We start from the raw sequence: 23,380 nt of genomic DNA, 5'->3' as shown, positions 1-23,380 counted from the left end.
AGAATTTAACAGATAAGCTCAAATTGTAAAGCTTAAAAAGTCGAACGAATTTCATTCATTCTTTATCATATGAGATTGTGAAGTTGCGTATGCTTTTAGTAATCAAGAGTTAAAACGTATTAGGAGATCAAGAACGAGAGTTGAAAGGGGGTAGTTGCAAATCATTTGATGTTGCAACGAGGCAGATGGGGACAAAAAATAAAACTTACTACCGAAATTGGTATCAGCACTGGAAAGAGGAAGATCAGGAAAAGCAAGAAAAGTTAGAGCAATCACTGAATGAGTTACGAGTGTACCAAAACTATAACGTGGAAAATGTTCAATATAAAGCAAATCATGATTTAAGTAGGCAGTCTATAGGACAGCCTCATTCTAAACATCGGCGTTCATCTTCACCCTATAGTTCGACACGTAAAAAATCACAAGTGGCCGATATTAACCTATCAAAGCAAAATCAATTTTCTGATACTTTGCGTGGCATTTTAGTTGGCTTACCACTTGTTGTTGTTTTATTAACGCTTCTTTATGCAACGGGAGCTATTCCACAAGATAAAGTAGATGCATTATTTGGGATTTCAACAGCTAGTCCAGTGAGTGAATATATTAAGCAGTACGATGAATTAATGGTTTTACATAATAATATCAATCAAAATCTATCTGAACACATTATGAATAATAATATTAGTCCCGTTTATATTCAGGAGTTAAAAACACAGCAGCAAACGATTATTAACAAAACACAACAGCTATTATCAACGAATGATGAATCATTGAGTGAGATGGGACGTTTATTAAATTTAAAATTAATGAGTTTGGATCAATTGATTACAAAAGTTTCAAGTAGTGAAAGTGTCACAGATGAAGTAACCGAGATGTACAATCAATTTGTGAGTGATCAAAATGAAGTAGGAGATCAAATTGTTTTAGCTTTGACTAATATTTTGGATGAAAATGATATTAATTACACTAAACAAATTAACGGCGCGATACAAATTAAATAAAAAAATCCATTCAATATCTTATTGAATGGATTTTTTTAATGTTCTTACAGATTAGGTTAAATATATGTTAAAATGTTCATGATAAAGATAGAAATAAAGCTCTTGGAGGAATATATGAATCATCGGATTAGTAAAACATTAGGATTGGGTCAAGAGGCCTATCTTTTTGACTCGCCGTTATATCTGACTAAGTCACTGCTCGCGGTTGCAACTGGATATATAATCGGAAAATACGTTCCCATTGCAAACTTAGACATGATGTCTTTGCTACTTGGGATTATGTATAATTTAGAACCACTTAATCGACTAGGAATTCGTCGGGTAGTGAGTCAAATTTTAGCTTCTGTTATTGGAGCAGCTGCGATAGGAATTTTAATTTTAGCATTTGGTGTTAGTGTGTTTAGTGTTAGTATTGGGGTGGTATTAACATTATATGTGTGTTTAAAAATTAATTGGCGTGTCGTTTCGCCTGTTGCTATTTTTACATCTATTTATATGACACAATATTTACAATTAAATGAAGCGGGATTACCGAGTATTTGGTTAACGTTTCGTTTACGAATTATTTCGCTTTGTTTAGGAATAGCCATCGCCTTATTTTATAATTATATTTTTTCAAATTTATATTATAAAAAGTTTGCTGAAAAAAGATTACAGTATGCCAATGAGCAAGTGCTTAATGGAGTTAAATATACGACTCAAGTTTTTCAATGTATCTTGCCTCGTGGAAAAAGAGGCTATATTCAATTGTTCAGTCAGCAAATGAATGATTTAGATCGCATTTATTCAAATATTGAATCACTTAAAACGGAGTTTTCCTTTTTAAAAAAAGAGAGTAAGCTAGTTGAATTAAAAAAGTTACAGGACATTGCTGAACTTTATCGAGATATTAATCATTTAACTTATGACCTAAATTTTTTACTTGAATCAACACCAGACGTTAAACTTGATAAGGAGCTAGAACTTTTATTAGAAGAGGTCATTGTTGTTTTAGAGTCGATCGACTATACCCATTCTATCGTTCCTCCATTACATGAATTAAAAGTTGAAAAACATTATCTTGATTTAGGTGATTCGTTCGCAGAACGAATTAATAAAATCTGTGAAAAGGTGAATTTAGTTGTAGAAAAGTTACAGGATCTTTAATTAGTCATAAAAAGATAATTATTGCCACGTTTAAAGATTAGTGATAAACTTAAAACTGGTGTTTTTGACGATTTATAAAACAGAGTTTTGAGACTCAATAAAATGGATAAACTAAAGATAGATTAAATAGAATAGTCATCTCAGTACACATTCGTTTGAGGCGAATAGTTACTTTAAGGTAAGGAGAAATAAATATGGATTATCAATTAATTGCAACGACGACTTTTGGAATCGAAGCTGTTACGGCTAAAGAGTTAAGACGATTAGGATATGAAGATTTAAAGTTAGAAAATGGTAAAGTTCATTTCGAAGGAGATGAAATGGATATTGCCATTACAAATACTTGGTTACGTACAGCAGATCGTGTCTTAATTAAAGTTGCGGAATTTGAAGCAACAACATTTGAAGATTTATTCAATCAAACAGAAGTTATTGATTGGAGTCAATATATTCCTGTTAACGGGAAAATGCATGTAGTTGGAAAATCAATTAAATCAACCTTACATAGTGTTCCAGATTGCCAATCAATCGTAAAAAAAGCAGTTGTTAAAAGTATGCAACGTGCCTATAATCAAGATTGGTTTACGGAAGATGGACCAGTTTATAAAATTGAAGTCGCATTGTTAAAAGACGTGGTGACATTAACAATCGATACAACTGGACCAGGGTTACATAAACGAGGATATCGTGAGTATGCAGGTGAAGCGCCGTTAAAAGAAACGTTAGCAGCATCATTAATTTTACTATCTCGTTGGAAGCCAGAACGCTTATTAGTTGATCCATTCTGTGGATCAGGAACAATTTTAATTGAGGCAGCATTAATCGGTAACAATATTGCTCCAGGATTAAACCGTAACTTTGTTTGTGAAGATTGGCCGTCAATGGATAAGGAAATTTTCGAACAAGTTCGTGATAGTGCACGTAAAGCAATTAAAAATAATACATTACGTATGTTTGGATATGATATTGATGCACAAGTTTTACGTACAGCTCGCCAAAATGCTGAAAAAGCAGGTGTTGCAAAATCAATTGAGTTCCATCAATTAGATTTCCATAAATTCTCTTCTAATTACAAATACGCTTATATGATTACCAACCCACCATATGGTGAGCGTATCGGTGAAGAAGATGAAGTATTTAAATTAAATAAAAAATTAGGAATGATGAAACGTAAATTATCAACTTGGGATTTTAACATCTTAACGTCATTCTCTAAATTCGAAAAAGCATTTGCTCGTGAAGCAGATAAAAATCGTAAATTATATAATGGACGTATCTTAACTCGTTATTATCAATATTTCGATAATAATTTAACACAAAAATATGGTGTTGTTGCTCAACAATTACAAGAAGCTTCTGCAGAATAATAAAAAGTGACTAGCTTGCTAGTCACTTTTTAATTTTTTTAAAATAAATAGGGAAAAAACGTATATAAAATGAAAAATAGCCCAATATATAAGGGATAGTTCCAACACACTTAACGCATATCTGTAAAACTAAAAATTAAGATAGTCGTTTTAAATGAAGGCAACTAGTAATATGATTTAAATTTTGGAGGTTTTTTTATAATGGCAACAGGTACAGTAAAATGGTTTAACGCTGACAAAGGTTTTGGATTCATTACAGTAGATAATGGCGATGAAGTATTCGTTCATTTTTCTGAAATTCAAGGAAATGGATTTAAAACATTAGAAGAAGGTCAAAAAGTAGAGTTTGATGTAACACAAAGTGATCGTGGGCCTCAAGCTTCAAATGTTCAAAAATTATAGATAGAAAAAGAGTTGATGACAGATCAACTCTTTTTCTATCTATAAAGTATACCATTTTTATCTGAGGACTTATCGTGATAGAATAATAACGATAGGATGGTGAATCAAATGAATTCAATACATATTAATGTAATAAAAAGTCAATTGAGTGATCTCAATCTCATTGATATTCGTGAAGAGATAGAATTTTTAGCATTACCTAAATTAGCAGAAGCAAAACACATTCCAATGATTAAATTAATTCAATCTCCTGAAAACTATTTAAACCAAGACACGTGTTATCATTTAGTTTGCCGATCAGGCGCAAGAACTGCTCAAGTGACTGAATATCTAACTAGCCTAGGTTATAATGTTGTTAATGTTGAGGGTGGTATGCTTGAATTTTATCATGATTAAAATCTCTTTTGAAAAGAGATTTTTTTATATCAGGCTTAAATAAGGCTTATCTCGAATGATAAAGTGTGTCGATTCATAATGATCCTTTTAACTATCATTTGTTATTTGAAAAACTATTTATCATAAGTAACTGTAAAACTTAATATAGTATACAAAAAGTTTTATTAAATCGTTTCCTTACTTATAAAAGAAAAGGGAGTATCATCTGCATAAGTAAATAAGATTGATAAGACATAAAAAATTATAACAGCAAAGGAGTAAAGTATGACTGAGTTAGATATTATTAGAATCATTCAAAGTATTCATAATCCTTTTCTTGATAACTTTTTTCAGCTCATAACGATGTTGGGTGAAAGTTTTACCATTATGATTATTGTGTTAGGGATTTACTGGTGCATCGATAAAACAAGTGGAGAGTATATTGGTTACTCATTTTTTACAAGCGGAATGTTAAATAACAGTATAAAAAATATTGTCAAAGCTAAGCGTCCTATAGGAGAGGAAGGCATTCGATCACTTCGCGTTCAAACGGCAACAGGGTATTCATTTCCAAGTGGTCATACTCAAGGAGCGGCTTCAACGTATGGAGCGTTATATTTACTATTAAAGAAAAGTAGATATGCTTTTGTGTTTATGATTATTATTTTCTTAGTGGGGTTATCAAGGTTATACTTAGGTGTTCATTACCCTAAAGATGTCTTAGGAGGAATGATATTTGGAGGATTAACTAGCTATGTTACTTACCGATTGTTTAAGAAATCAACTCATCGAACCAAACTATACTTCATAACCTTAATTATTTTTCTTCCGTTTGTACTCAATTCATCCGTAGATTTTGCAAGATCGATGGGAGGGTTTATTGGTTTTATGGCAGGTATCAGTTTTGAACAAAAATTTGTTAAATTCAAAGTAAATGTTAGTACAGCAAAAAAAATATTACGTTTTACAGTAGGTGTAGGTATTTTGTTTACTATAAACTTTCTCTTTTATCAATTATCGCTAGAATCCGTCTATCTGAAATTTATAAAAGAGAGTTTAATCAGCTTTATTGGATTTGGAGCTTATCCCTATTTATTTAAGAAGTAATGAAGAAACAGATTTAATACCATCTGTTTTTTTTATTGCTTTTTTTAAAAAGTGTTTGACATATTTCGACAAAGATGTTAATATTAAAAAGCACCAACGAGTGATGAAAGAAGTTAAAAAAAGTATTTGACACGTTTCGACAATGGTGCTAAAATAGAAAAGTCGCAAAACGGAACAGGCCCGTTGGTGAAGCGGTTTAACACACATGCCTTTCACGCATGCATACACGGGTTCGAATCCCGTACGGGTCACCATCAAGTGGAGGATTAGCTCAGCTGGGAGAGCATCTGCCTTACAAGCAGAGGGTCGGCGGTTCGAGCCCGTCATCCTCCACCATAAAAGTCCTGCTAGCTCAGTTGGTAGAGCATCTGACTTTTAATCAGAGGGTCAGAGGTTCGAGTCCTCTGCAGGACACCATTTTAGAAAATAAGGCGCGTGCCTTGAAATAGAAATGCCTGGGTGGCGGAACTGGTAGACGCACAGGACTTAAAATCCTGCGGGTGGTGACACCCGTGCCGGTTCGATTCCGGCCCTAGGCACCAACTTAAAAAGCGCCCATAGCTCAATTGGATAGAGCGTTTGACTACGGATCAAAAGGTTAGGGGTTCGACTCCTCTTGGGCGCGCCATTATATCGGGAAGTGGCTCAGCTTGGTAGAGCACCTGGTTTGGGACCAGGGGGTCGCAGGTTCGAATCCTGTCTTCCCGACCATTAAAAAAAAATACCCAAGGGGACTTAGCTCAGCTGGGAGAGCGCCTGCCTTGCACGCAGGAGGTCAGGGGTTCGATCCCCCTAGTCTCCACCAAATTAAATAAGAATTTAATAAATCAGGCGGAGTAGCTCAACTGGCTAGAGCGTACGGTTCATACCCGTGAGGTTGGGGGTTCGAGTCCCTCCTCCGCTACCAATGATAAAAATGTGGAGGAATACCCAAGTCCGGCTGAAGGGATCGGTCTTGAAAACCGACAGGGCGTGAAAGCGTCGCGGGGGTTCGAATCCCTCTTCCTCCGCCATAATTATCAAAAAACATCGCGGGGTGGAGCAGTTGGTAGCTCGTCGGGCTCATAACCCGAAGGTCGCAGGTTCAAGTCCTGTCCCCGCAACCAATAAAGAAAAGTAAAAACGAGCGTTCATAAGACGTAGAAAATGAAAGCATGAGGAAATAACGATTAGTTATGACAAATGATTGAATTTTACAAGTCTTATGCGAGTGTTACTAGACAAAAAAAGGTCCAGTGGTGTAGCGGTTAACATGCCTGCCTGTCACGCAGGAGATCGCGGGTTCGATTCCCGTCTGGACCGCCATTTAAGAAGGCTTGCTAGCTCAGTTGGTAGAGCATCTGACTTTTAATCAGAGGGTCAGAGGTTCGAGTCCTCTGCAGGACACCATTTTAGAAAAGAAGGCGCGTGCCTTGAAATAAAGAATGCCTGGGTGGCGGAACTGGTAGACGCACAGGACTTAAAATCCTGCGGGTGGTGACACCCGTGCCGGTTCGATTCCGGCCCTAGGCACCAACTTAAAAAGCGCCCATAGCTCAATTGGATAGAGCGTTTGACTACGGATCAAAAGGTTAGGGGTTCGACTCCTCTTGGGCGCGCCATTAAAAAATAATGGCCCGTTGGTGAAGCGGTTTAACACACATGCCTTTCACGCATGCATACACGGGTTCGAATCCCGTACGGGTCACCATTCAACGTGCCGGAATAGCTCAATTGGTAGAGCAACTGACTTGTAATCAGTAGGTTGCGGGTTCAAGTCCTGCTTCCGGCACCATTAAATTAAATAATAGGGGTGTAGTTTAACGGTAGAACAGCGGTCTCCAAAACCGTTAGTGTGGGTTCGATTCCTGCCACCCCTGCCATGGCGATTGTGGCGAAGTGGTTAACGCATCGGATTGTGGCTCCGACATTCGTGGGTTCGATTCCCATCAGTCGCCCCATAAAATGCGGGTGTAGTTTAATGGTAGAACTTCAGCCTTCCAAGCTGACTGTGAGAGTTCGATTCTCTTCACCCGCTCCAATATGAATGACTAACATCCTTTGGGATGTTTTTTTTATGAATTAAGGAATGAAAGTAACTAGTTAATCAAAATATATTACCGGTTAGTTAAATAACAATTAAATTCATTTAATTTATTTGTTCATGATCAAGTTTATATAACCTTATAGGTTAATCTTTATTGTTGATTGATTGCACGCCATGATTAAATGAAAAGATAAGCGTAAGAAGATTAAACCTAACTGATTGATAGACGAAAATAGTTTCTTTTCTGTAAAGAAGATAGAATAACGATTGTTATGACAAGGAATGATTATGGTATCACTTACTTTTGGGCGTCTTTAAAATAAAAGGTGCTCTAAAATATAATTCATCTATATTGGTTGAAAAAAACGTTTGACAAAAATCGACACAGATGATAAGATAAAAAGCGTTGAAGAAAATACTCAAAAAGATTTAAAACTATCAATTGTTTTTGAAAAAAATAAAAAAATATTTGACGAAAATCGACAAAGATGCTAAAATAAAAAAGTCGCAAAACGCAACAGGCCCGTTGGTGAAGCGGTTTAACACACATGCCTTTCACGCATGCATACACGGGTTCGAATCCCGTACGGGTCACCATTAAGTGGAGGATTAGCTCAGCTGGGAGAGCATCTGCCTTACAAGCAGAGGGTCGGCGGTTCGAGCCCGTCATCCTCCACCATAAATAAATAAATAAATAAATAAATAAATAAATAACAGCCGGAATAGCTCAATTGGTAGAGCAACTGACTTGTAATCAGTAGGTTGCGGGTTCAAGTCCTGCTTCCGGCACCAGCTGGTGGGGTAGCGAAGTGGCTAAACGCGGCGGACTGTAAATCCGCTCTCTCCGAGTTCGGCGGTTCGAATCCGTCCCCCACCACCACTTAATCATGGGCTATAGCCAAGCGGTAAGGCAACGGACTTTGACTCCGTCATGCGCTGGTTCGAATCCAGCTAGCCCAACCAATGATGTCCTGCTAGCTCAGTTGGTAGAGCATCTGACTTTTAATCAGAGGGTCAGAGGTTCGAGTCCTCTGCAGGACACCATTTTAGAAAATAAGGCGCGTGCCTTGAAATAGAAATGCCTGGGTGGCGGAACTGGTAGACGCACAGGACTTAAAATCCTGCGGGTGGTGACACCCGTGCCGGTTCGATTCCGGCCCTAGGCACCAACTTAAAAAGCGCCCATAGCTCAATTGGATAGAGCGTTTGACTACGGATCAAAAGGTTAGGGGTTCGACTCCTCTTGGGCGCGCCATTATATCGGGAAGTGGCTCAGCTTGGTAGAGCACCTGGTTTGGGACCAGGGGGTCGCAGGTTCGAATCCTGTCTTCCCGACCATTAAAAAAAAATACCCAAGGGGACTTAGCTCAGCTGGGAGAGCGCCTGCCTTGCACGCAGGAGGTCAGGGGTTCGATCCCCCTAGTCTCCACCAAATTAAATAAGAATTTAATAAATCAGGCGGAGTAGCTCAACTGGCTAGAGCGTACGGTTCATACCCGTGAGGTTGGGGGTTCGAGTCCCTCCTCCGCTACCAATGATAAAAATGTGGAGGAATACCCAAGTCCGGCTGAAGGGATCGGTCTTGAAAACCGACAGGGCGTGAAAGCGTCGCGGGGGTTCGAATCCCTCTTCCTCCGCCATAATTATCAAAAAACATCGCGGGGTGGAGCAGTTGGTAGCTCGTCGGGCTCATAACCCGAAGGTCGCAGGTTCAAGTCCTGTCCCCGCAACCAATAAAGAAAAGTAAAAACGAGCGTTCATAAGACGTAGAAAATGAAAGCATGAGGAAATAACGATTAGTTATGACAAATGATTGAATTTTACAAGTCTTATGCGAGTGTTACTAGACAAAAAAAGGTCCAGTGGTGTAGCGGTTAACATGCCTGCCTGTCACGCAGGAGATCGCGGGTTCGATTCCCGTCTGGACCGCCATTTAAGAAGGCTTGGTAGCTCAGTCGGTAGAGCAAAGGACTGAAAATCCTTGTGTCGGCGGTTCGATTCCGTCCCAAGCCACCACGAAAAAACAAAAAAGGTCCAGTGGTGTAGCGGTTAACATGCCTGCCTGTCACGCAGGAGATCGCGGGTTCGATTCCCGTCTGGACCGCCATTTATAAAAGTCCTGCTAGCTCAGTTGGTAGAGCATCTGACTTTTAATCAGAGGGTCAGAGGTTCGAGTCCTCTGCAGGACACCATTTTAGAAAAGAAGGCGCGTGCCTTGAAATAAAGAATGCCTGGGTGGCGGAACTGGTAGACGCACAGGACTTAAAATCCTGCGGGTGGTGACACCCGTGCCGGTTCGATTCCGGCCCTAGGCACCAACTTAAAAAGCGCCCATAGCTCAATTGGATAGAGCGTTTGACTACGGATCAAAAGGTTAGGGGTTCGACTCCTCTTGGGCGCGCCATTAAAAAATAATGGCCCGTTGGTGAAGCGGTTTAACACACATGCCTTTCACGCATGCATACACGGGTTCGAATCCCGTACGGGTCACCATTCAACGTGCCGGAATAGCTCAATTGGTAGAGCAACTGACTTGTAATCAGTAGGTTGCGGGTTCAAGTCCTGCTTCCGGCACCATTAAATTAAATAATAGGGGTGTAGTTTAACGGTAGAACAGCGGTCTCCAAAACCGTTAGTGTGGGTTCGATTCCTGCCACCCCTGCCATGGCGATTGTGGCGAAGTGGTTAACGCATCGGATTGTGGCTCCGACATTCGTGGGTTCGATTCCCATCAGTCGCCCCATAAAATGCGGGTGTAGTTTAATGGTAGAACTTCAGCCTTCCAAGCTGACTGTGAGAGTTCGATTCTCTTCACCCGCTCCAATATGAACGATTAACATCCTTTGGGATGTTTTTTTTATGAATTTAGGAATGAAAGTAACTAGTTAATCAAAATATATTACTGCTGGTTGAATAATTATTGGATTAGTAGCTTATATTAAATGGTGAATGATAACTAATTGAGTAAATAAATAGTTAGGAATACGAATAGTTAACTAAAATTATAGAAATTTGATTGGTAATAATTCTGTAATTATTGGGTATTTTATTTGGAAAAGGAAATCATGTCCATAGATGGTAATAAGGTTTCAACTTCATTATTCTATGAATTCTAAAGACATAAGAGATTTACCTTTTATACAGTGTAAAAGAGGATTCTTAGTAGAAATATAACTGACACATTAAGAGAGAATAGGTTTAAATCTTTTACGCTAATAACAGGATCTGTAGTTTTATATTTTAGTGAAAGTATGAATCCCTTCTAATAAGTCATTGAATGTTTAATTATGCATGAGTACTTCAAGGAAAAATTATTTTAAATATTAATGCATTGTCTCTTATGAATCAGGATCGTGTATGATAGTAATAATATTTTTTAAAAAAGATGTTGACACAAAAAAGTGAAAATGATAAACTAATTGAGTGTCAAATTTGGAAGATAAAAAACGATTTAAAAAAAAGTTTTTTAAAAAAATGTTTGACAAAAAACGACAAACTTGGTAAACTAAAGAAGTAGCGAACGGAACAGGCCCGTTGGTGAAGCGGTTTAACACACATGCCTTTCACGCATGCATACACGGGTTCGAATCCCGTACGGGTCACCATAAAGTGGAGGATTAGCTCAGCTGGGAGAGCATCTGCCTTACAAGCAGAGGGTCGGCGGTTCGAGCCCGTCATCCTCCACCATAAATAAATAATAGCCGGAATAGCTCAATTGGTAGAGCAACTGACTTGTAATCAGTAGGTTGCGGGTTCAAGTCCTGCTTCCGGCACCAGCTGGTGGGGTAGCGAAGTGGCTAAACGCGGCGGACTGTAAATCCGCTCTCTCCGAGTTCGGCGGTTCGAATCCGTCCCCCACCACCATATAAAATCATGGGCTATAGCCAAGCGGTAAGGTAACGGACTTTGACTCCGTCATGCGCTGGTTCGAATCCAGCTAGCCCAGCCAATGATGTCCTGCTAGCTCAGTTGGTAGAGCATCTGACTTTTAATCAGAGGGTCAGAGGTTCGAGTCCTCTGCAGGACACCATTTTTAAAAAGAAGGCGAGTGCCTTGAAATAAAAAATGCCTGGGTGGCGGAACTGGTAGACGCACAGGACTTAAAATCCTGCGGGTGGTGACACCCGTGCCGGTTCGATTCCGGCCCTAGGCACCAATTAAATAGTCTAGTGATGATGGCAAGGAGGTCACACCTGTTCCCATACCGAACACAGAAGTTAAGCTCCTTAGCGCCGAGGGTAGTACGTAAGTGCGAGAGTAGGACGTCGCTAGGCGAAAATGCCTCAATAGCTCAGTTGGTTAGAGCACTTGACTGTTAATCAAGGGGTCCTAGGTTCGAGTCCTAGTTGGGGCGCCATTTTAAAAATGGCCCGTTGGTGAAGCGGTTTAACACACATGCCTTTCACGCATGCATACACGGGTTCGAATCCCGTACGGGTCACCATTCAAAGTGCCGGAATAGCTCAATTGGTAGAGCAACTGACTTGTAATCAGTAGGTTGCGGGTTCAAGTCCTGCTTCCGGCACCAGAACTTAATAAAATTAAAATTAGGCGGAGTAGCTCAACTGGCTAGAGCGTACGGTTCATACCCGTGAGGTTGGGGGTTCGAGTCCCTCCTCCGCTACCAATGATAAAAATGTGGAGGAATACCCAAGTCCGGCTGAAGGGATCGGTCTTGAAAACCGACAGGGCGTGAAAGCGTCGCGGGGGTTCGAATCCCTCTTCCTCCGCCATAATTATCAAAAAACATCGCGGGGTGGAGCAGTTGGTAGCTCGTCGGGCTCATAACCCGAAGGTCGCAGGTTCAAGTCCTGTCCCCGCAACCAATAAAGAAAAGTAAAAACGAGCGTTCATAAGACGTAGAAAATGAAAGCATGAGGAAATAACGATTAGTTATGACAAATGATTGAATTTTACAAGTCTTATGCGAGTGTTACTAGACAAAAAAAGGTCCAGTGGTGTAGCGGTTAACATGCCTGCCTGTCACGCAGGAGATCGCGGGTTCGATTCCCGTCTGGACCGCCATTTAAGAAGGCTTGGTAGCTCAGTCGGTAGAGCAAAGGACTGAAAATCCTTGTGTCGGCGGTTCGATTCCGTCCCAAGCCACCATCAAGTGGAGGATTAGCTCAGCTGGGAGAGCATCTGCCTTACAAGCAGAGGGTCGGCGGTTCGAGCCCGTCATCCTCCACCATATAAAATCATGGGCTATAGCCAAGCGGTAAGGCAACGGACTTTGACTCCGTCATGCGCTGGTTCGAATCCAGCTAGCCCAGCCAATGATGTCCTGCTAGCTCAGTTGGTAGAGCATCTGACTTTTAATCAGAGGGTCAGAGGTTCGAGTCCTCTGCAGGACACCATTTTTAAAAAGAAGGCGCGTGCCTTGAAATAAAGAATGCCTGGGTGGCGGAACTGGTAGACGCACAGGACTTAAAATCCTGCGGGTGGTGACACCCGTGCCGGTTCGATTCCGGCCCTAGGCACCAATTAAATAGTCTAGTGATGATGGCAAGGAGGTCACACCTGTTCCCATACCGAACACAGAAGTTAAGCTCCTTAGCGCCGAGGGTAGTACGTAAGTGCAAGAGTAGGACGTCGCTAGGCGAAAATGCCTCAATAGCTCAGTTGGTTAGAGCACTTGACTGTTAATCAAGGGGTCCTAGGTTCGAGTCCTAGTTGGGGCGCCATTATATCGGGAAGTGGCTCAGCTTGGTAGAGCACCTGGTTTGGGACCAGGGGGTCGCAGGTTCGAATCCTGTCTTCCCGACCATTAATTAAATAATAGGGGTGTAGTTTAACGGTAGAACAGCGGTCTCCAAAACCGTTAGTGTGGGTTCGATTCCTGCCACCCCTGCCATGGCGATTGTGGCGAAGTGGTTAACGCATCGGATTGTGGCTCCGACATTCGTGGGTTCGATTCCCATCAGTCGCCCCATAAAATGCGGGTGTAGTTTAATGGTAGAACTTCAGCCTTCCAAGCTGACTGTGAGAGTTCGATTCTCTTCACCCGCTCCAATATGATCTATTAACATCCTTCGGGGTGTTTTTTTTTGGTAAAAATTCATATGAATATAATGAGACCCATAATGCGTTTGTTATTATCTAAGGAGGAAAACTATGAAGGTTATTATTATAGGTGGTGTTGCTGCAGGAATGAGTGCAGCTGCAAAATTAAGACGTGCTAATAAAGAAGCACAAATTACAGTATATGAAAAGTCAAAACATGTTTCATTTGGGGCATGTGGCTTACCTTATTTTGTTGGAAATTTCTTTGAAGATTCTCAAAAGATGATTGCTAGAACGGTAGAACAGTTTAATGCATCAGGAATTACGGTTCATATTGAACATGAAGTTCTAAACGTAGATTCAACAAACAAGACGATTACTGTTAAAAATTTATTAACTCAAGAAACATTTACAGATACATATGATAAATTAATGATTGCTACAGGGGCAAGTGCAATTATCCCACCTATTAAAAATGTTGATCTCAATCATGTTTACACATTAAAAAGTATGGAAGACGGAGAGGTTTTAAAACAGGCAATGGCAGATGAAAATCTAAAACGTGTAGCTATTGTTGGAGCCGGTTTTATTGGGTTAGAAGTAGTAGAAGCGGCGAAGCAATACGGAAAAGAAGTTCATGTTTTCCAATTAAATGATCGTGTTTTAGTAGACACTTTTGATAAGGAAATAACTGATTTATTAGAAGAAGAGTTACGTGCACATGATGTTCATTTACACTTATCAAAAACAGTCACTGAGTTAGTTGGAGATGAAGCAGTGACACAAATTAAAACAAAAGATGAAACATTTGACGTGGATGTTGTTGTCATTACGGCGGGGGTTCGTCCAAATACTAATTTCTTAAAAGAAACAGGAATTGAAATGCTACGAAATGGCGCCATTATTATTGATCATGAAGGTCGCACTTCAATTGATGATATTTATGCAGCTGGAGACTGTGCTACAATTAATCATCTATTAAAGAATGATCCAGCGTATATTCCTTTAGCAACTGTTGCGAATAAAATGGGACGTATTATTGGAGAAAACTTAGCGGGTGCTCACCAAACCTTTAATGGCGCATTAGCCTCAGCTTGTTTAAAAGTAATGGATTTAGAAGCAGGGCGTACTGGTTTATCAGAACAAGAGGCGATTAATTTAGGAATTGATTATAAGACTATTTTTATCACAGACATGAATCAAACGTCTTATTATCCAGGACAATCAAAAATTAATGTCAAATTAATTTATCATGCGAAAACAAAAGTTATTTTAGGAGGTCAAATTGTTGGCCGTAAAGATGCTGTTCAACGTGTCAATGTATTAGCTACGGCTATTTTTGCTGGATTAACAACTGATCAATTAGCGATGTTAGATTTATGTTATGCTCCACCATTTGCAAGAACTTGGGATGTTTTAAATATTGCAGGTAGTGTTGCCAAATAATTTTAAAGGGACGTTCTTTTGAACGTCCTTTTTGTCACGAAAGTGGTGCGAGTTACTATACTATAGTAGAAGGAGGGATTATTATGAAAGAAAATGATATGACTCCTATTATTACTTATAATGATGCCCTAGTTTATGAAGAATTTAAAAAGGAAGATCTAGATGAAGCTGGTGTCGTGATTGATTACGTAGATGATGAATTTATCGATGTATCAGTTAAGAGAACGAAAAGACAACAACGTGGTTTCAGTCAATTAATGTTTCTTTTTTTAGTTTTTTCCTTTTTAGTTATTGTTTATGTTGGAAGTGTTTGTATTTTAAATTCCAGTGACAATATAAGTATGGTAGACTCTTTTTTTCAAACAAGTGAAATCGTTAAAGAAAGGATTTAGTGATAGATCCTTTTTTTATTTTGTCGGAATATGTAGACACATAATAACGAGAAGTTTGTTATTTTTCGTGATATAATGAAGAAAAGTGAGAGTTAAGGAGTGGAAAGTTTGAATCAAAAAGTAAAGCAGTTATTTGAATATTTATTAGCACTCCGCCATTTAACGAGTCAACCTATTCGAGAGTTGAAAAAGTATGAAAAATACTGGATGCTAGAGGATTTACCATCGGGAGATGGATGTTTTTTAGGGGGAAGCGGATTAGATGAGAATGCTTATCTTGAAGTTCATCAACAAACATTCAAAAACGATTACCCTATATTTGATCAATCATTGGGAAGAATTTTTGAATTACTTCAATTTGACTATACGAAAGATGGAAGTCAAATTTGTTCAGCTATAGAACTTGAACAAATTCTGCTTCGGTCTTTACAAACCCTTCAAAAAAAGATAGATCAAGAACCAAACAATAAAATTGGGTTAGCTCCATGGGAGCGATTTTTAATGAAGCATCATCAAGTGGATATGACAGTTAGTGAAGCATTAGAGAAAATGAGTAATATTCCACATGAGGTGCAAACCTATTTAAAAACATATGAAGAGTGGATTGAGCAGTGGCAAGAATGGGCAAAAATTCAAAAACATAAACGCCAAGTTCAAAAGTTGTATGATTATTTCTTTCAGTTAAGGCAAACGATTAAATCAGAAGAGAAATCTCTTGAAATTATGATGGGAATCGGGATGCTGACTTATCAGATAAAACATCCGATTCATCATCCAATCTTATTAATAAAATTAGAATTAGATTTTGATGCTGAAAGAGGGGTAGCTAAGCTATTACCAACAAGTAAAGGCTATCAGTTAGATTTAGAGGTCTTATCAGGTGTAGAGTTTTCAAATCAACAAGAAATTATGCAGTTAAAGGAATCGATGTCAGGATCAATGATTAATGCGTTTATCTTAGAGGAGTCGGAAGGAATTTTACGACAATTTATTCATTACATGCATCCTAACGGTCAGTATTTAAAGGCGGATGAAGTGGAGCCTGTAAGTAAGTTTCCGATAATCAAACAACAGAGTGTCATTTTTATCAGACAACGATCAGAGCAGTTGCTTAAAGAAGATTTACAGACGACTATTGATTATCTTGAAGCTGGAGGACAAATTCCAAAAACCGTACAAGCAATTATTGAAGTGGATGGGTTAAGACAATCAGAGGAAGAGCTTAAAGATTGGAGAGGAATTGGAGAAAATCTCTTATTTCCATTACCTGCGAATGAGGAGCAAAAGGATATTGCAAGACGTCTAGCAAATAATATTGCAGTAACGGTACAAGGCCCTCCTGGAACCGGAAAAAGTCACACGATTGTCAACTTAATTGCACATTTATTAGCGCATGGAAAGCGAATATTAGTAACGAGTGAAAAAGATAAGGCGCTACGCGTCTTAATCGATAAATTACCAGAAGAAATTCAGTCATTATGCGTCTCATTTTTAGGAGGCGATCGTCAGTCATTAACTCAAATAGAACAATCCATTCGTATGATTTCTGAAGGATTAGCTACTTACGATACAAAACTACTTGAAAAGGAAATTCAGGTGTTAAGTCGTCAACTCGATATGATTCGTCGTCAAATGGCGATTACTAAAAACAATATTATTCGATTTAAAGAGTTAGATTCAAAAGGACAAGTTTGGAAAGATAAAGTTTGTCAACCTTATGAGATGGCTCAACTGGTTAAAGAACAGTCAGAGCATTTAGGATGGATTAAAGATAAGGTCGCAATGGAGATGGCGTCCCCACTTTCAGAAGATCAATTTGTGACGCTATGGGAGTTAAAAGGAACGCTTCCTGTTCAGTATAAAGATTTAATTCATTTAAAGCTCCCAGCTTTAAGTCGTATAATGAGTACTGAGGAGTATCGTAAATTACTCAGTGAAGAAGAATGTTATGCTAAACGAATTCATGAACTTAGGCTAATGCCTAAACTGTATGAGTTTGAAGAAAATCGTGTATTTATCGATGAACTGAGTCAACTTTTAATTCCACTACGACAAAAACTTGAAAAACTGAACGATCCGCTTGAGCAAAGAATTTTAGAAGAGTGTTTATTAAATGAAGAGCGTTCTCTCATCTGGGAAACGATCTTTAATCGTTTACAAGATATCATTATAAAAGTGAATGAATGTGAAGTAACGATTATTAATGATATTGTAGAATGTGATTACTACAATCATCCTAAATATGAAAATATGATGACCTCTTTAAGAGAACGTCTTCAGGCTGGAAAAAATATTGGTGGATTATATCTAACTTTTAATGCAGATATACGAGCTTTTTATGAGAACACACGTATTAATGGACGTAAAATTGAGACATTGGACGATTTAAATCGTATTGAATGTCAACGACAAAAAATTGACTTATTAGCTAAGTTCGCAAAGATTTGGAATAAGAATATGGCAGTTAACGGAGGAGACTTCATTGAGGTGAGTGAAGAACAAGTGCTATTTGCTCATAATCAAAAAATGAAGCAGTTCAGTTTAATATTAGAATGTGCAGAGCAAATTATAAAGTTAAATGAATTCTTATTGCCAATCGTTCCAGAATACAAAGAAATTGGATATGAAAATTTAGATGACCTAAAGGCCTTATCTTATTCGATTGAATTAACACAAAATAAAATGAGACAAAAAAGTTGGCATGATGTTTACCAAGTGCTTTTAAGTAAATACAAGCCACTATTGATCGGTGAACAGATGCATTCAATTGGACAAGAGTTATATGATGCATTAGTTAATCGAAATCTAGAATTATTTATCGAAATTTTAGGTAAGGTTCAATCTTTAGCTCAAATTAAAGAACAGTATCAGAACTTCTATGCCCTTTTACATGATTTAAAAATCGCTATGCCACTATTTGCGAATGAGATCATGAATGGAATTGGGATAAATGAACCTATTCCAGGAAGTTTTAGTGAACTATTTGACTATGCAAAGCTTGTCACGTTTTTAGATGAGTTAGAAGAATGGAAAAATGATGATTTAGAACTGAAATTAAAGATGCTTGAAAAAGAAGAAGTATCGTTAATTAAGCAATTAATTTTTAAAATGACATGGAAAAATCAATTAGATCGTGTGACTCCAGAGGAAGATCGAGCATTACAAACATGGATGCAAAAGATGGGGCGCATCGGTAAAGGAACAGGGCGACACGTTCAAAAGTTTAGACGTGAAGCACGAGTTGAGATGGAAAAATGTCAAAGTGCTATTCCAGTTTGGATTATGCCGGTGAAAGAAGCCATTGAAAATTTCAAAGTGAATCCAGATTTATTTGATGTGGTCATTATTGATGAAAGTAGTCAATGTAATGTGCTTAGCCTTCCAATTCTAATGCGTGGTAAGAAGGTCGTCGTTGTAGGAGATGATCAGCAGATCAGTCCGATGATGCCTGGAATCTCCGATGTAGCTGTAAAAGATTTAATGAATCGATATTTATATAATATTGAAAGTGGAAATTCATATGATTTTCAAACGTCACTATATGATATCGCTTGTCGAGTTTTTTCAAGTAAAGGCAAGTTAATGTTGAAAGAACATTTTCGTTGTGTACCAGAAATTATCGGTTTTTCGAATCATTTATCTTATCATAATGAGATGATTCCACTCAGATTACCGATGTTATCTGAACAATTTAATCCAGCTGTTATGGCCATCTATGTTGAGGACGGTTCACGTAATGAGAAGAAAACGAATTTAAATGAAGCTAAAAAGATTGCTGAGGATATTAAGTCTTGCATTAACGATAACGCGTACAAAGATAAGACCATCGGTGTTATTTCATTGCTAGGAATTGATCAAGCAAAACTGATTCAAAAGCTTTTACTAGAGATGATTGGTGAGAAGGTCATGGTTGAGCGTCAAATCATTTGTGGAGACGCTTATTCATTCCAAGGAGACGAGCGAGATATTATGTTCTTATCATTAGTCGTTGCTCCTAATATGCGTTATAACGCGCTTAACAAGAAGATGTATACGCAACGATTTAACGTGGCGGCGAGCCGAGCAAAATGTCAAATGCGTCTGTATCATTCAGTCAAGTTAAGTGATCTCTCACCTGAAGATTTACGCTATGAGTTGTTGGCGTATTGTCAACATCCGAAGCCAATGTATCATTTAGTAAGCTCTGAGTGTGAGACACTATTTGAGCGTGATGTTATGAACGCCATTGAGGCTCATGGGTACACAGTGAAGTCGAAAGTTTCAATTGGAAAGTATCAAATCGATTTAGTCGTTGAAGGAGAGAGTCAACGATTAGCTATTGAATGTGATGGAGATACGTTTTATGGCGTTGAACGAATTGAACAAGATATAGACCGTCAACGAGTATTAGAACGAGCAGGATGGACGTTTATTCATATTCGTGGAAGTGTCTTTTATCGTAATCAAGAAGCTGCTTTAAAACCTATTTTAAACAAACTTGAAGAGTTAGGGATCAAATAAAAAAGAAGTCTATCTTAAGATAGATTTCTTTTTTTAATAAAAAATTTAAAAAAGTTGTTGACACTTTTCGACACGGATGATATTATATATGTGTACCAAGTACAAGTGTTAAAAAGGCCCGTTGGTGAAGCGGTTTAACACACATGCCTTTCACGCATGCATACACGGGTTCGAATCCCGTACGGGTCACCATTAAAAGAAAAGCAAAAACGAGCGTTTATCACACGTTGAAAGTTAAAAGAACAATAATATAACTAAAGGTTATGAATTGTTATTATACTTTATAAGTGTGATGCGAGTGTTGCTAGACAATATAAAAAAAGCCGGAATAGCTCAATTGGTAGAGCAACTGACTTGTAATCAGTAGGTTGCGGGTTCAAGTCCTGCTTCCGGCACCATCAAGTGGAGGATTAGCTCAGCTGGGAGAGCATCTGCCTTACAAGCAGAGGGTCGGCGGTTCGAGCCCGTCATCCTCCACCATATAAAATCATGGGCTATAGCCAAGCGGTAAGGCAACGGACTTTGACTCCGTCATGCGCTGGTTCGAATCCAGCTAGCCCAGCCAATGATGTCCTGCTAGCTCAGTTGGTAGAGCATCTGACTTTTAATCAGAGGGTCAGAGGTTCGAGTCCTCTGCAGGACACCATTTTTTTATTTTATAGCTTGATTTTCTTGCTAAAAATGGTATAATGAAAAAGTAATGGAAATGCGGGTGTGGCGGAATTGGCAGACGCGCTAGATTTAGGCTCTAGTACCTTTGGTGTGCAGGTTCAACTCCTGTCACCCGCACCACTTAATATCATGAAAACATCCTCAGAGGGATGTTTTTTTGTTATTCTCAAAAATAGTTTTAGGTTGATTAAAGAATTCAGTTATAGTTATTTTGTCCTATTAATGTGCAAAACTACTTCCAATTAATTTCCAGTTATAAAATACCAATGCAAAAAGAAAAAACATTAACTCAAATCCTTGTATAATTAAGTCTCGCACAACCAATTAACAAGGGGGAATTGAGTTAATGTTCATGGAAGGTATTATATCAGATTCTCATTCAATTTTCAAATTTTTAAAAGGGCTAGACTTAGACTTATTTCTATCGAAACCACAGTTTAAGCATCTTAACCATTTCCTAAATTTGATGATTAGTGAAACTTATACGGGCAAAATCTCTGCCGTTAAGCATTGTCATCGGACAACTTTTGGACGATTTTTAAATGATAGTTCCTGGGATGATGAGATGATTTCTAATCAAATTCAATCCTATCTTCTATCTTGCATTTACAATCGTTCACATCAAACAGGAAAACCTATTTACGTATTAGTAGATGATACAACATGTGTTAAAACTAAGCCCTCGTCACAGGCGACTTATCCTATTCAAGGATGTGGTTGGCACTACTCTCATCTTCATCATCAATACGTCTATGGCCATCAATTTGTTACCCTGATGCTTCAATGTGATGACGTCACCTTACCGTATCAAATCATTCCGTATGAGAAAGATAAACAGAGTAAAATTGAACTCGTTAAGGAGATTCTCACCACTTTACCTAAACCGCCTCATAAAGGATACATCCTAGCTGATAGTTGGTATACTTGTGAAACCTTATTCCAAATCGCTAATCAATTAGGCTTTTATTACTTAGGAGGAATCAAAACCAATCGAATCATTCTTCCGAAAGGCTATCGTCCGAAAGGGATTCAACTTAAATCATTTGCGAACACCTTATCCCTCAAAGATCTCGACTTAGTCACAGTTGGATCAGAGACCTATTATACTTATACATATGAGGGTCGAGTGAGAGGTGGCCATGTCGTCAAAATCATTTTGAGTTGGCCACAAAAGGCTCCACTTGAAGAAAAAGCCTTACGTTGTTTTATGAGTCATGATTTAAAATTGTCTGCTAAACAAATTCTTAAGCACTACACGAAACGTTGGCCCATTGAAATATTCTTTCGTGAAACGAAACAAAACTTTGGATTGGCTCGTTACCAAGTTCGAACATTAAAAGGGATTAAACGTTTGATGTTAATGATTCAATTCGTTTACCTGTATCTAAAGCGTGTAACTAAGACAGGGGATTGTATTGGCGAGAGTTTACGCGAATGCCAACGAAAACAAAAACAGGAATTAGTTAAGTTCATTTACATCAAAGCGCAAACCGGAGTAGGGTTAAATACCATTTTTGAAGAATTGAAAATTGCATAGAATCAGTGTATTTTCACCACATGGAAAATTTTTCTTAAAAACTGCACGTTAATAGTTTGTCTTTATTCTGATGGATATGATAAATCAACGGAATAAAAACATTATAGTCCAAAATCACTTAAAATTAGCGGCCCCTATTAAGATTTATTAGTAGATGAAATTAAAAAGATGTTTAATGTCAAACATCTTTTTATTTTTCGATTCATTCGGATTTATTGGAAATATGAAATATTTTTTATTTAGACAGATGGGGTAAAAGGATAGATGATTAATTCTTTTTTTATCATATAGTAATAGTAGTCGATCGAATCAGGGGGTGATAAGATGAAAAGAAAAATTAGAATCTTATCGATTGATGGTGGAGGGATAAGAGGGATTATTCCTGCAAAAATTATTGCTAGGATTGAAGAGCTTTTGCAGCGATATAGTCAAAATCCTGAAACTAGAATTAGTGATTATTTTGATTTAATTGCCGGAACAAGTACAGGGAGTGTATTATCTGCATTGTATCTTTGTCCTCGCGAAAAAGGGGAAACAAAAGTGAAGTACAGTGCTCAGGAAATATTAGATTTATATTTGAATTATGGATCGGATATCTTTAAGCGTTCGTGGAAAACGCAAACGATTGATTATTTGGGGTTAGGAAATCCTCTATATAAAGCTGATAAACTTGAAGACATGCTTGATGATTATTTTGGCGATCTTCGATTAGCGGACTTACTAAAACCTTGCTTATTCCCGGCTTACGATGTTGAAAGCGGGAAAGCTATTTTTTTTAATCAAATGAATGCGTATCGTCATGAAAATAAAAACTATTTAGTTAAAGAAGTCGTACGTGCATCAACAGCTGCGCCTACGTACTTTCCCATTGCTAAAATAAATGACGAGATTGAAAAAAGGAGCTACTCTTTAATTGATGGTGGAATGTTTGCTAATAATCCAGCTTTATGTGCCTATATAGAAGCATGTAAGTTCCCATCTCAACCTGCTGCTACTGATATTATGATTTTATCTCTTGGAACCGGATCGAATGGAAAAACATATCCCTATGCTTCATCAAGTAAATGGGGAAAAATCGGTTGGGTTATTCCAGTTATTGATATTTATGGTTCAGCCAGTTCTCAAACCGTTGACCATCAATTAAATGTGTTATATAAGTATCATCACGCTAAAGATCAGTATTTAAGACTTGAACCTAATTTAAGCCAGTATGATGTGAGCTTTAAAATGGATGATGCATCAAAAAAAAATGTGCTCGCATTAGAGTCTGTCGGTGATCAGATGATTGAAAAATATTCAGAGGAAATTAATGACTTTGTTCGAAAATTATATGTTAGTCAAATGGGACGACAATCTAATGAGTTTTATCGATTAGATTAATTAATGGTTGTGTAAATTATTGGTAA

Annotated in this window: 11 protein-coding genes, 73 tRNA genes and 2 rRNA genes; all 86 read left to right on the top strand. The window is 38.1% G+C overall.

All coding sequences use genetic code 11. The features are described 5' to 3' along the window. The first annotated feature begins 140 nt into the window (after positions 1 to 140). The 86 genes from JRC48_RS06695 to JRC48_RS06270 all read left to right on the top strand — a co-directional run bounded on the left by JRC48_RS06695 (position 141) and on the right by JRC48_RS06270 (position 23,354). Entirely contained in the window at positions 141 to 1,001 is an 861-nt protein-coding gene (locus JRC48_RS06695) for a hypothetical protein (RefSeq protein ID WP_235068805.1), read from the top strand. 114 nt (positions 1,002 to 1,115) lie between these two features. Continuing rightward, on the top strand, positions 1,116 to 2,147 hold the full coding sequence (locus JRC48_RS06690) for a hypothetical protein (protein WP_235068804.1): 1,032 nt from the start codon (positions 1,116 to 1,118) through the stop codon (positions 2,145 to 2,147). 194 nt (positions 2,148 to 2,341) lie between these two features. After that, positions 2,342 to 3,514: a class I SAM-dependent RNA methyltransferase gene (locus tag JRC48_RS06685; protein WP_235068803.1), complete on the top strand. Its 1,173-nt coding sequence runs from the start codon at positions 2,342 to 2,344 to the stop codon at positions 3,512 to 3,514. Between the two features lie 201 nt (positions 3,515 to 3,715). After that, positions 3,716 to 3,916, top strand: coding sequence for a cold-shock protein (locus JRC48_RS06680; protein WP_235068802.1), 201 nt, complete (start codon positions 3,716 to 3,718; stop codon positions 3,914 to 3,916). Between the two features lie 108 nt (positions 3,917 to 4,024). Beyond that, positions 4,025 to 4,312 carry a rhodanese-like domain-containing protein gene (locus JRC48_RS06675; protein WP_235068801.1) on the top strand — a complete coding sequence of 96 codons (288 nt, stop codon included), beginning with the start codon at positions 4,025 to 4,027 and terminating at the stop codon, positions 4,310 to 4,312. A 264-nt stretch (positions 4,313 to 4,576) separates the two neighbouring features. After that, entirely contained in the window at positions 4,577 to 5,398 is an 822-nt protein-coding gene (locus JRC48_RS06670; RefSeq protein WP_235068799.1) for a phosphatase PAP2 family protein, read from the top strand. A 177-nt stretch (positions 5,399 to 5,575) separates the two neighbouring features. Then, positions 5,576 to 5,652 (top strand) — tRNA-Glu (locus JRC48_RS06665). Between the two features lie 6 nt (positions 5,653 to 5,658). Next, positions 5,659 to 5,734 (top strand) — tRNA-Val (locus JRC48_RS06660). A 5-nt stretch (positions 5,735 to 5,739) separates the two neighbouring features. After that, positions 5,740 to 5,815 (top strand) — tRNA-Lys (locus JRC48_RS06655). A 36-nt stretch (positions 5,816 to 5,851) separates the two neighbouring features. Continuing rightward, a tRNA-Leu gene (locus JRC48_RS06650) sits at positions 5,852 to 5,940 on the top strand. A 9-nt stretch (positions 5,941 to 5,949) separates the two neighbouring features. Further along, positions 5,950 to 6,026, top strand: a tRNA-Arg gene (locus tag JRC48_RS06645). A gap of 6 nt (positions 6,027 to 6,032) precedes the next feature. Further along, a tRNA-Pro gene (locus JRC48_RS06640) sits at positions 6,033 to 6,109 on the top strand. An 18-nt stretch (positions 6,110 to 6,127) separates the two neighbouring features. Continuing rightward, positions 6,128 to 6,203 (top strand) — tRNA-Ala (locus JRC48_RS06635). A 25-nt stretch (positions 6,204 to 6,228) separates the two neighbouring features. Continuing rightward, positions 6,229 to 6,305 (top strand) — tRNA-Met (locus tag JRC48_RS06630). Positions 6,306 to 6,318: 13 nt separating this feature from the next. After that, positions 6,319 to 6,411: transfer RNA gene (locus JRC48_RS06625), tRNA-Ser, on the top strand. A 17-nt stretch (positions 6,412 to 6,428) separates the two neighbouring features. Next, positions 6,429 to 6,504 (top strand) — tRNA-Met (locus JRC48_RS06620). A gap of 123 nt (positions 6,505 to 6,627) precedes the next feature. Next, a tRNA-Asp gene (locus tag JRC48_RS06615) sits at positions 6,628 to 6,703 on the top strand. 8 nt (positions 6,704 to 6,711) lie between these two features. Then, a tRNA-Lys gene (locus tag JRC48_RS06610) sits at positions 6,712 to 6,787 on the top strand. 37 nt (positions 6,788 to 6,824) lie between these two features. Beyond that, positions 6,825 to 6,913, top strand: a tRNA-Leu gene (locus JRC48_RS06605). Between the two features lie 9 nt (positions 6,914 to 6,922). After that, positions 6,923 to 6,999, top strand: a tRNA-Arg gene (locus tag JRC48_RS06600). Between the two features lie 12 nt (positions 7,000 to 7,011). Then, a tRNA-Glu gene (locus JRC48_RS06595) sits at positions 7,012 to 7,088 on the top strand. Between the two features lie 8 nt (positions 7,089 to 7,096). Continuing rightward, positions 7,097 to 7,172, top strand: a tRNA-Thr gene (locus tag JRC48_RS06590). 14 nt (positions 7,173 to 7,186) lie between these two features. Beyond that, a tRNA-Trp gene (locus tag JRC48_RS06585) sits at positions 7,187 to 7,260 on the top strand. A gap of 2 nt (positions 7,261 to 7,262) precedes the next feature. Then, positions 7,263 to 7,338 (top strand) — tRNA-His (locus tag JRC48_RS06580). 6 nt (positions 7,339 to 7,344) lie between these two features. Continuing rightward, positions 7,345 to 7,418 (top strand) — tRNA-Gly (locus JRC48_RS06575). 526 nt (positions 7,419 to 7,944) lie between these two features. Further along, a tRNA-Glu gene (locus JRC48_RS06570) sits at positions 7,945 to 8,021 on the top strand. Between the two features lie 6 nt (positions 8,022 to 8,027). Then, positions 8,028 to 8,103, top strand: a tRNA-Val gene (locus tag JRC48_RS06565). Between the two features lie 37 nt (positions 8,104 to 8,140). Beyond that, positions 8,141 to 8,216, top strand: a tRNA-Thr gene (locus tag JRC48_RS06560). 3 nt (positions 8,217 to 8,219) lie between these two features. Continuing rightward, positions 8,220 to 8,304, top strand: a tRNA-Tyr gene (locus JRC48_RS06555). 8 nt (positions 8,305 to 8,312) lie between these two features. Continuing rightward, positions 8,313 to 8,387, top strand: a tRNA-Gln gene (locus tag JRC48_RS06550). 5 nt (positions 8,388 to 8,392) lie between these two features. After that, positions 8,393 to 8,468 (top strand) — tRNA-Lys (locus JRC48_RS06545). 36 nt (positions 8,469 to 8,504) lie between these two features. Further along, positions 8,505 to 8,593: transfer RNA gene (locus JRC48_RS06540), tRNA-Leu, on the top strand. A gap of 9 nt (positions 8,594 to 8,602) precedes the next feature. After that, positions 8,603 to 8,679 (top strand) — tRNA-Arg (locus tag JRC48_RS06535). Positions 8,680 to 8,685: 6 nt separating this feature from the next. Further along, a tRNA-Pro gene (locus JRC48_RS06530) sits at positions 8,686 to 8,762 on the top strand. Between the two features lie 18 nt (positions 8,763 to 8,780). Next, positions 8,781 to 8,856: transfer RNA gene (locus JRC48_RS06525), tRNA-Ala, on the top strand. 25 nt (positions 8,857 to 8,881) lie between these two features. Continuing rightward, positions 8,882 to 8,958, top strand: a tRNA-Met gene (locus JRC48_RS06520). A gap of 13 nt (positions 8,959 to 8,971) precedes the next feature. Continuing rightward, positions 8,972 to 9,064 (top strand) — tRNA-Ser (locus JRC48_RS06515). A 17-nt stretch (positions 9,065 to 9,081) separates the two neighbouring features. After that, positions 9,082 to 9,157 (top strand) — tRNA-Met (locus JRC48_RS06510). A 123-nt stretch (positions 9,158 to 9,280) separates the two neighbouring features. Beyond that, positions 9,281 to 9,356, top strand: a tRNA-Asp gene (locus JRC48_RS06505). Positions 9,357 to 9,364: 8 nt separating this feature from the next. Further along, positions 9,365 to 9,440: transfer RNA gene (locus tag JRC48_RS06500), tRNA-Phe, on the top strand. Between the two features lie 15 nt (positions 9,441 to 9,455). After that, a tRNA-Asp gene (locus JRC48_RS06495) sits at positions 9,456 to 9,531 on the top strand. A 9-nt stretch (positions 9,532 to 9,540) separates the two neighbouring features. Next, a tRNA-Lys gene (locus JRC48_RS06490) sits at positions 9,541 to 9,616 on the top strand. Between the two features lie 37 nt (positions 9,617 to 9,653). Then, a tRNA-Leu gene (locus JRC48_RS06485) sits at positions 9,654 to 9,742 on the top strand. A 9-nt stretch (positions 9,743 to 9,751) separates the two neighbouring features. Further along, positions 9,752 to 9,828, top strand: a tRNA-Arg gene (locus JRC48_RS06480). Positions 9,829 to 9,840: 12 nt separating this feature from the next. Further along, positions 9,841 to 9,917, top strand: a tRNA-Glu gene (locus JRC48_RS06475). A gap of 8 nt (positions 9,918 to 9,925) precedes the next feature. After that, positions 9,926 to 10,001: transfer RNA gene (locus JRC48_RS06470), tRNA-Thr, on the top strand. Between the two features lie 14 nt (positions 10,002 to 10,015). Beyond that, a tRNA-Trp gene (locus JRC48_RS06465) sits at positions 10,016 to 10,089 on the top strand. Between the two features lie 2 nt (positions 10,090 to 10,091). Further along, a tRNA-His gene (locus JRC48_RS06460) sits at positions 10,092 to 10,167 on the top strand. A gap of 6 nt (positions 10,168 to 10,173) precedes the next feature. Next, positions 10,174 to 10,247 (top strand) — tRNA-Gly (locus JRC48_RS06455). Between the two features lie 705 nt (positions 10,248 to 10,952). Further along, positions 10,953 to 11,029: transfer RNA gene (locus JRC48_RS06450), tRNA-Glu, on the top strand. A gap of 6 nt (positions 11,030 to 11,035) precedes the next feature. Further along, positions 11,036 to 11,111 (top strand) — tRNA-Val (locus tag JRC48_RS06445). Positions 11,112 to 11,124: 13 nt separating this feature from the next. Continuing rightward, positions 11,125 to 11,200, top strand: a tRNA-Thr gene (locus JRC48_RS06440). A 3-nt stretch (positions 11,201 to 11,203) separates the two neighbouring features. After that, positions 11,204 to 11,288 (top strand) — tRNA-Tyr (locus tag JRC48_RS06435). Between the two features lie 10 nt (positions 11,289 to 11,298). Continuing rightward, positions 11,299 to 11,373 (top strand) — tRNA-Gln (locus tag JRC48_RS06430). 5 nt (positions 11,374 to 11,378) lie between these two features. Continuing rightward, positions 11,379 to 11,454 (top strand) — tRNA-Lys (locus JRC48_RS06425). A 37-nt stretch (positions 11,455 to 11,491) separates the two neighbouring features. Then, a tRNA-Leu gene (locus JRC48_RS06420) sits at positions 11,492 to 11,580 on the top strand. A 9-nt stretch (positions 11,581 to 11,589) separates the two neighbouring features. Beyond that, positions 11,590 to 11,698, top strand: a 5S ribosomal RNA gene (rrf, locus tag JRC48_RS06415). A gap of 6 nt (positions 11,699 to 11,704) precedes the next feature. Then, positions 11,705 to 11,781 (top strand) — tRNA-Asn (locus JRC48_RS06410). 10 nt (positions 11,782 to 11,791) lie between these two features. Further along, a tRNA-Glu gene (locus JRC48_RS06405) sits at positions 11,792 to 11,868 on the top strand. Positions 11,869 to 11,876: 8 nt separating this feature from the next. Further along, positions 11,877 to 11,952 (top strand) — tRNA-Thr (locus tag JRC48_RS06400). A 22-nt stretch (positions 11,953 to 11,974) separates the two neighbouring features. Beyond that, a tRNA-Met gene (locus JRC48_RS06395) sits at positions 11,975 to 12,051 on the top strand. 13 nt (positions 12,052 to 12,064) lie between these two features. Beyond that, positions 12,065 to 12,157: transfer RNA gene (locus tag JRC48_RS06390), tRNA-Ser, on the top strand. Between the two features lie 17 nt (positions 12,158 to 12,174). Continuing rightward, positions 12,175 to 12,250: transfer RNA gene (locus tag JRC48_RS06385), tRNA-Met, on the top strand. Between the two features lie 123 nt (positions 12,251 to 12,373). Then, positions 12,374 to 12,449: transfer RNA gene (locus tag JRC48_RS06380), tRNA-Asp, on the top strand. A gap of 8 nt (positions 12,450 to 12,457) precedes the next feature. Next, positions 12,458 to 12,533: transfer RNA gene (locus JRC48_RS06375), tRNA-Phe, on the top strand. 6 nt (positions 12,534 to 12,539) lie between these two features. Then, a tRNA-Val gene (locus JRC48_RS06370) sits at positions 12,540 to 12,615 on the top strand. Between the two features lie 10 nt (positions 12,616 to 12,625). Beyond that, a tRNA-Gln gene (locus JRC48_RS06365) sits at positions 12,626 to 12,700 on the top strand. 5 nt (positions 12,701 to 12,705) lie between these two features. Then, positions 12,706 to 12,781 (top strand) — tRNA-Lys (locus JRC48_RS06360). Positions 12,782 to 12,818: 37 nt separating this feature from the next. Beyond that, positions 12,819 to 12,907: transfer RNA gene (locus tag JRC48_RS06355), tRNA-Leu, on the top strand. Positions 12,908 to 12,916: 9 nt separating this feature from the next. Then, positions 12,917 to 13,025 (top strand): 5S ribosomal RNA (rrf, locus tag JRC48_RS06350). 6 nt (positions 13,026 to 13,031) lie between these two features. Continuing rightward, positions 13,032 to 13,108, top strand: a tRNA-Asn gene (locus JRC48_RS06345). Between the two features lie 6 nt (positions 13,109 to 13,114). Then, positions 13,115 to 13,191: transfer RNA gene (locus JRC48_RS06340), tRNA-Pro, on the top strand. A gap of 13 nt (positions 13,192 to 13,204) precedes the next feature. Beyond that, positions 13,205 to 13,278 (top strand) — tRNA-Trp (locus tag JRC48_RS06335). Positions 13,279 to 13,280: 2 nt separating this feature from the next. Continuing rightward, positions 13,281 to 13,356: transfer RNA gene (locus tag JRC48_RS06330), tRNA-His, on the top strand. A gap of 6 nt (positions 13,357 to 13,362) precedes the next feature. Further along, a tRNA-Gly gene (locus JRC48_RS06325) sits at positions 13,363 to 13,436 on the top strand. Positions 13,437 to 13,538: 102 nt separating this feature from the next. After that, positions 13,539 to 14,873 (top strand): CoA-disulfide reductase, encoded by a 1,335-nt coding sequence (locus tag JRC48_RS06320; protein WP_235068798.1) that lies wholly within the window; start codon positions 13,539 to 13,541, stop codon positions 14,871 to 14,873. An 83-nt stretch (positions 14,874 to 14,956) separates the two neighbouring features. Then, positions 14,957 to 15,265: a hypothetical protein gene (locus JRC48_RS06315; RefSeq protein ID WP_235068797.1), complete on the top strand. Its 309-nt coding sequence runs from the start codon at positions 14,957 to 14,959 to the stop codon at positions 15,263 to 15,265. Positions 15,266 to 15,364: 99 nt separating this feature from the next. After that, complete coding sequence (locus tag JRC48_RS06310) at positions 15,365 to 19,765, top strand: AAA domain-containing protein (protein ID WP_235068796.1); 4,401 nt, start codon at positions 15,365 to 15,367, stop codon at positions 19,763 to 19,765. 115 nt (positions 19,766 to 19,880) lie between these two features. Further along, positions 19,881 to 19,957 (top strand) — tRNA-Glu (locus tag JRC48_RS06305). Between the two features lie 130 nt (positions 19,958 to 20,087). Continuing rightward, positions 20,088 to 20,163: transfer RNA gene (locus tag JRC48_RS06300), tRNA-Thr, on the top strand. A gap of 6 nt (positions 20,164 to 20,169) precedes the next feature. After that, positions 20,170 to 20,245, top strand: a tRNA-Val gene (locus JRC48_RS06295). A 10-nt stretch (positions 20,246 to 20,255) separates the two neighbouring features. Then, positions 20,256 to 20,330 (top strand) — tRNA-Gln (locus tag JRC48_RS06290). 5 nt (positions 20,331 to 20,335) lie between these two features. After that, positions 20,336 to 20,411: transfer RNA gene (locus tag JRC48_RS06285), tRNA-Lys, on the top strand. Positions 20,412 to 20,473: 62 nt separating this feature from the next. Continuing rightward, positions 20,474 to 20,557: transfer RNA gene (locus JRC48_RS06280), tRNA-Leu, on the top strand. Between the two features lie 226 nt (positions 20,558 to 20,783). Continuing rightward, positions 20,784 to 21,974, top strand: a complete 1,191-nt coding sequence (locus JRC48_RS06275) for a transposase (protein WP_235068792.1) — start codon at positions 20,784 to 20,786, stop codon at positions 21,972 to 21,974. 324 nt (positions 21,975 to 22,298) lie between these two features. After that, entirely contained in the window at positions 22,299 to 23,354 is a 1,056-nt protein-coding gene (locus JRC48_RS06270) for a patatin-like phospholipase family protein (protein ID WP_235068789.1), read from the top strand. Positions 23,355 to 23,380: the final 26 nt, after the last annotated feature.

Origin of the sequence: Turicibacter sp. TJ11 (assembly GCF_021497505.1) — a bacterium.
Classification (GTDB): domain Bacteria; phylum Bacillota_I; class Bacilli_A; order MOL361; family Turicibacteraceae; genus Turicibacter.
This window is presented reverse-complemented; position numbering and strand designations above follow the sequence as displayed.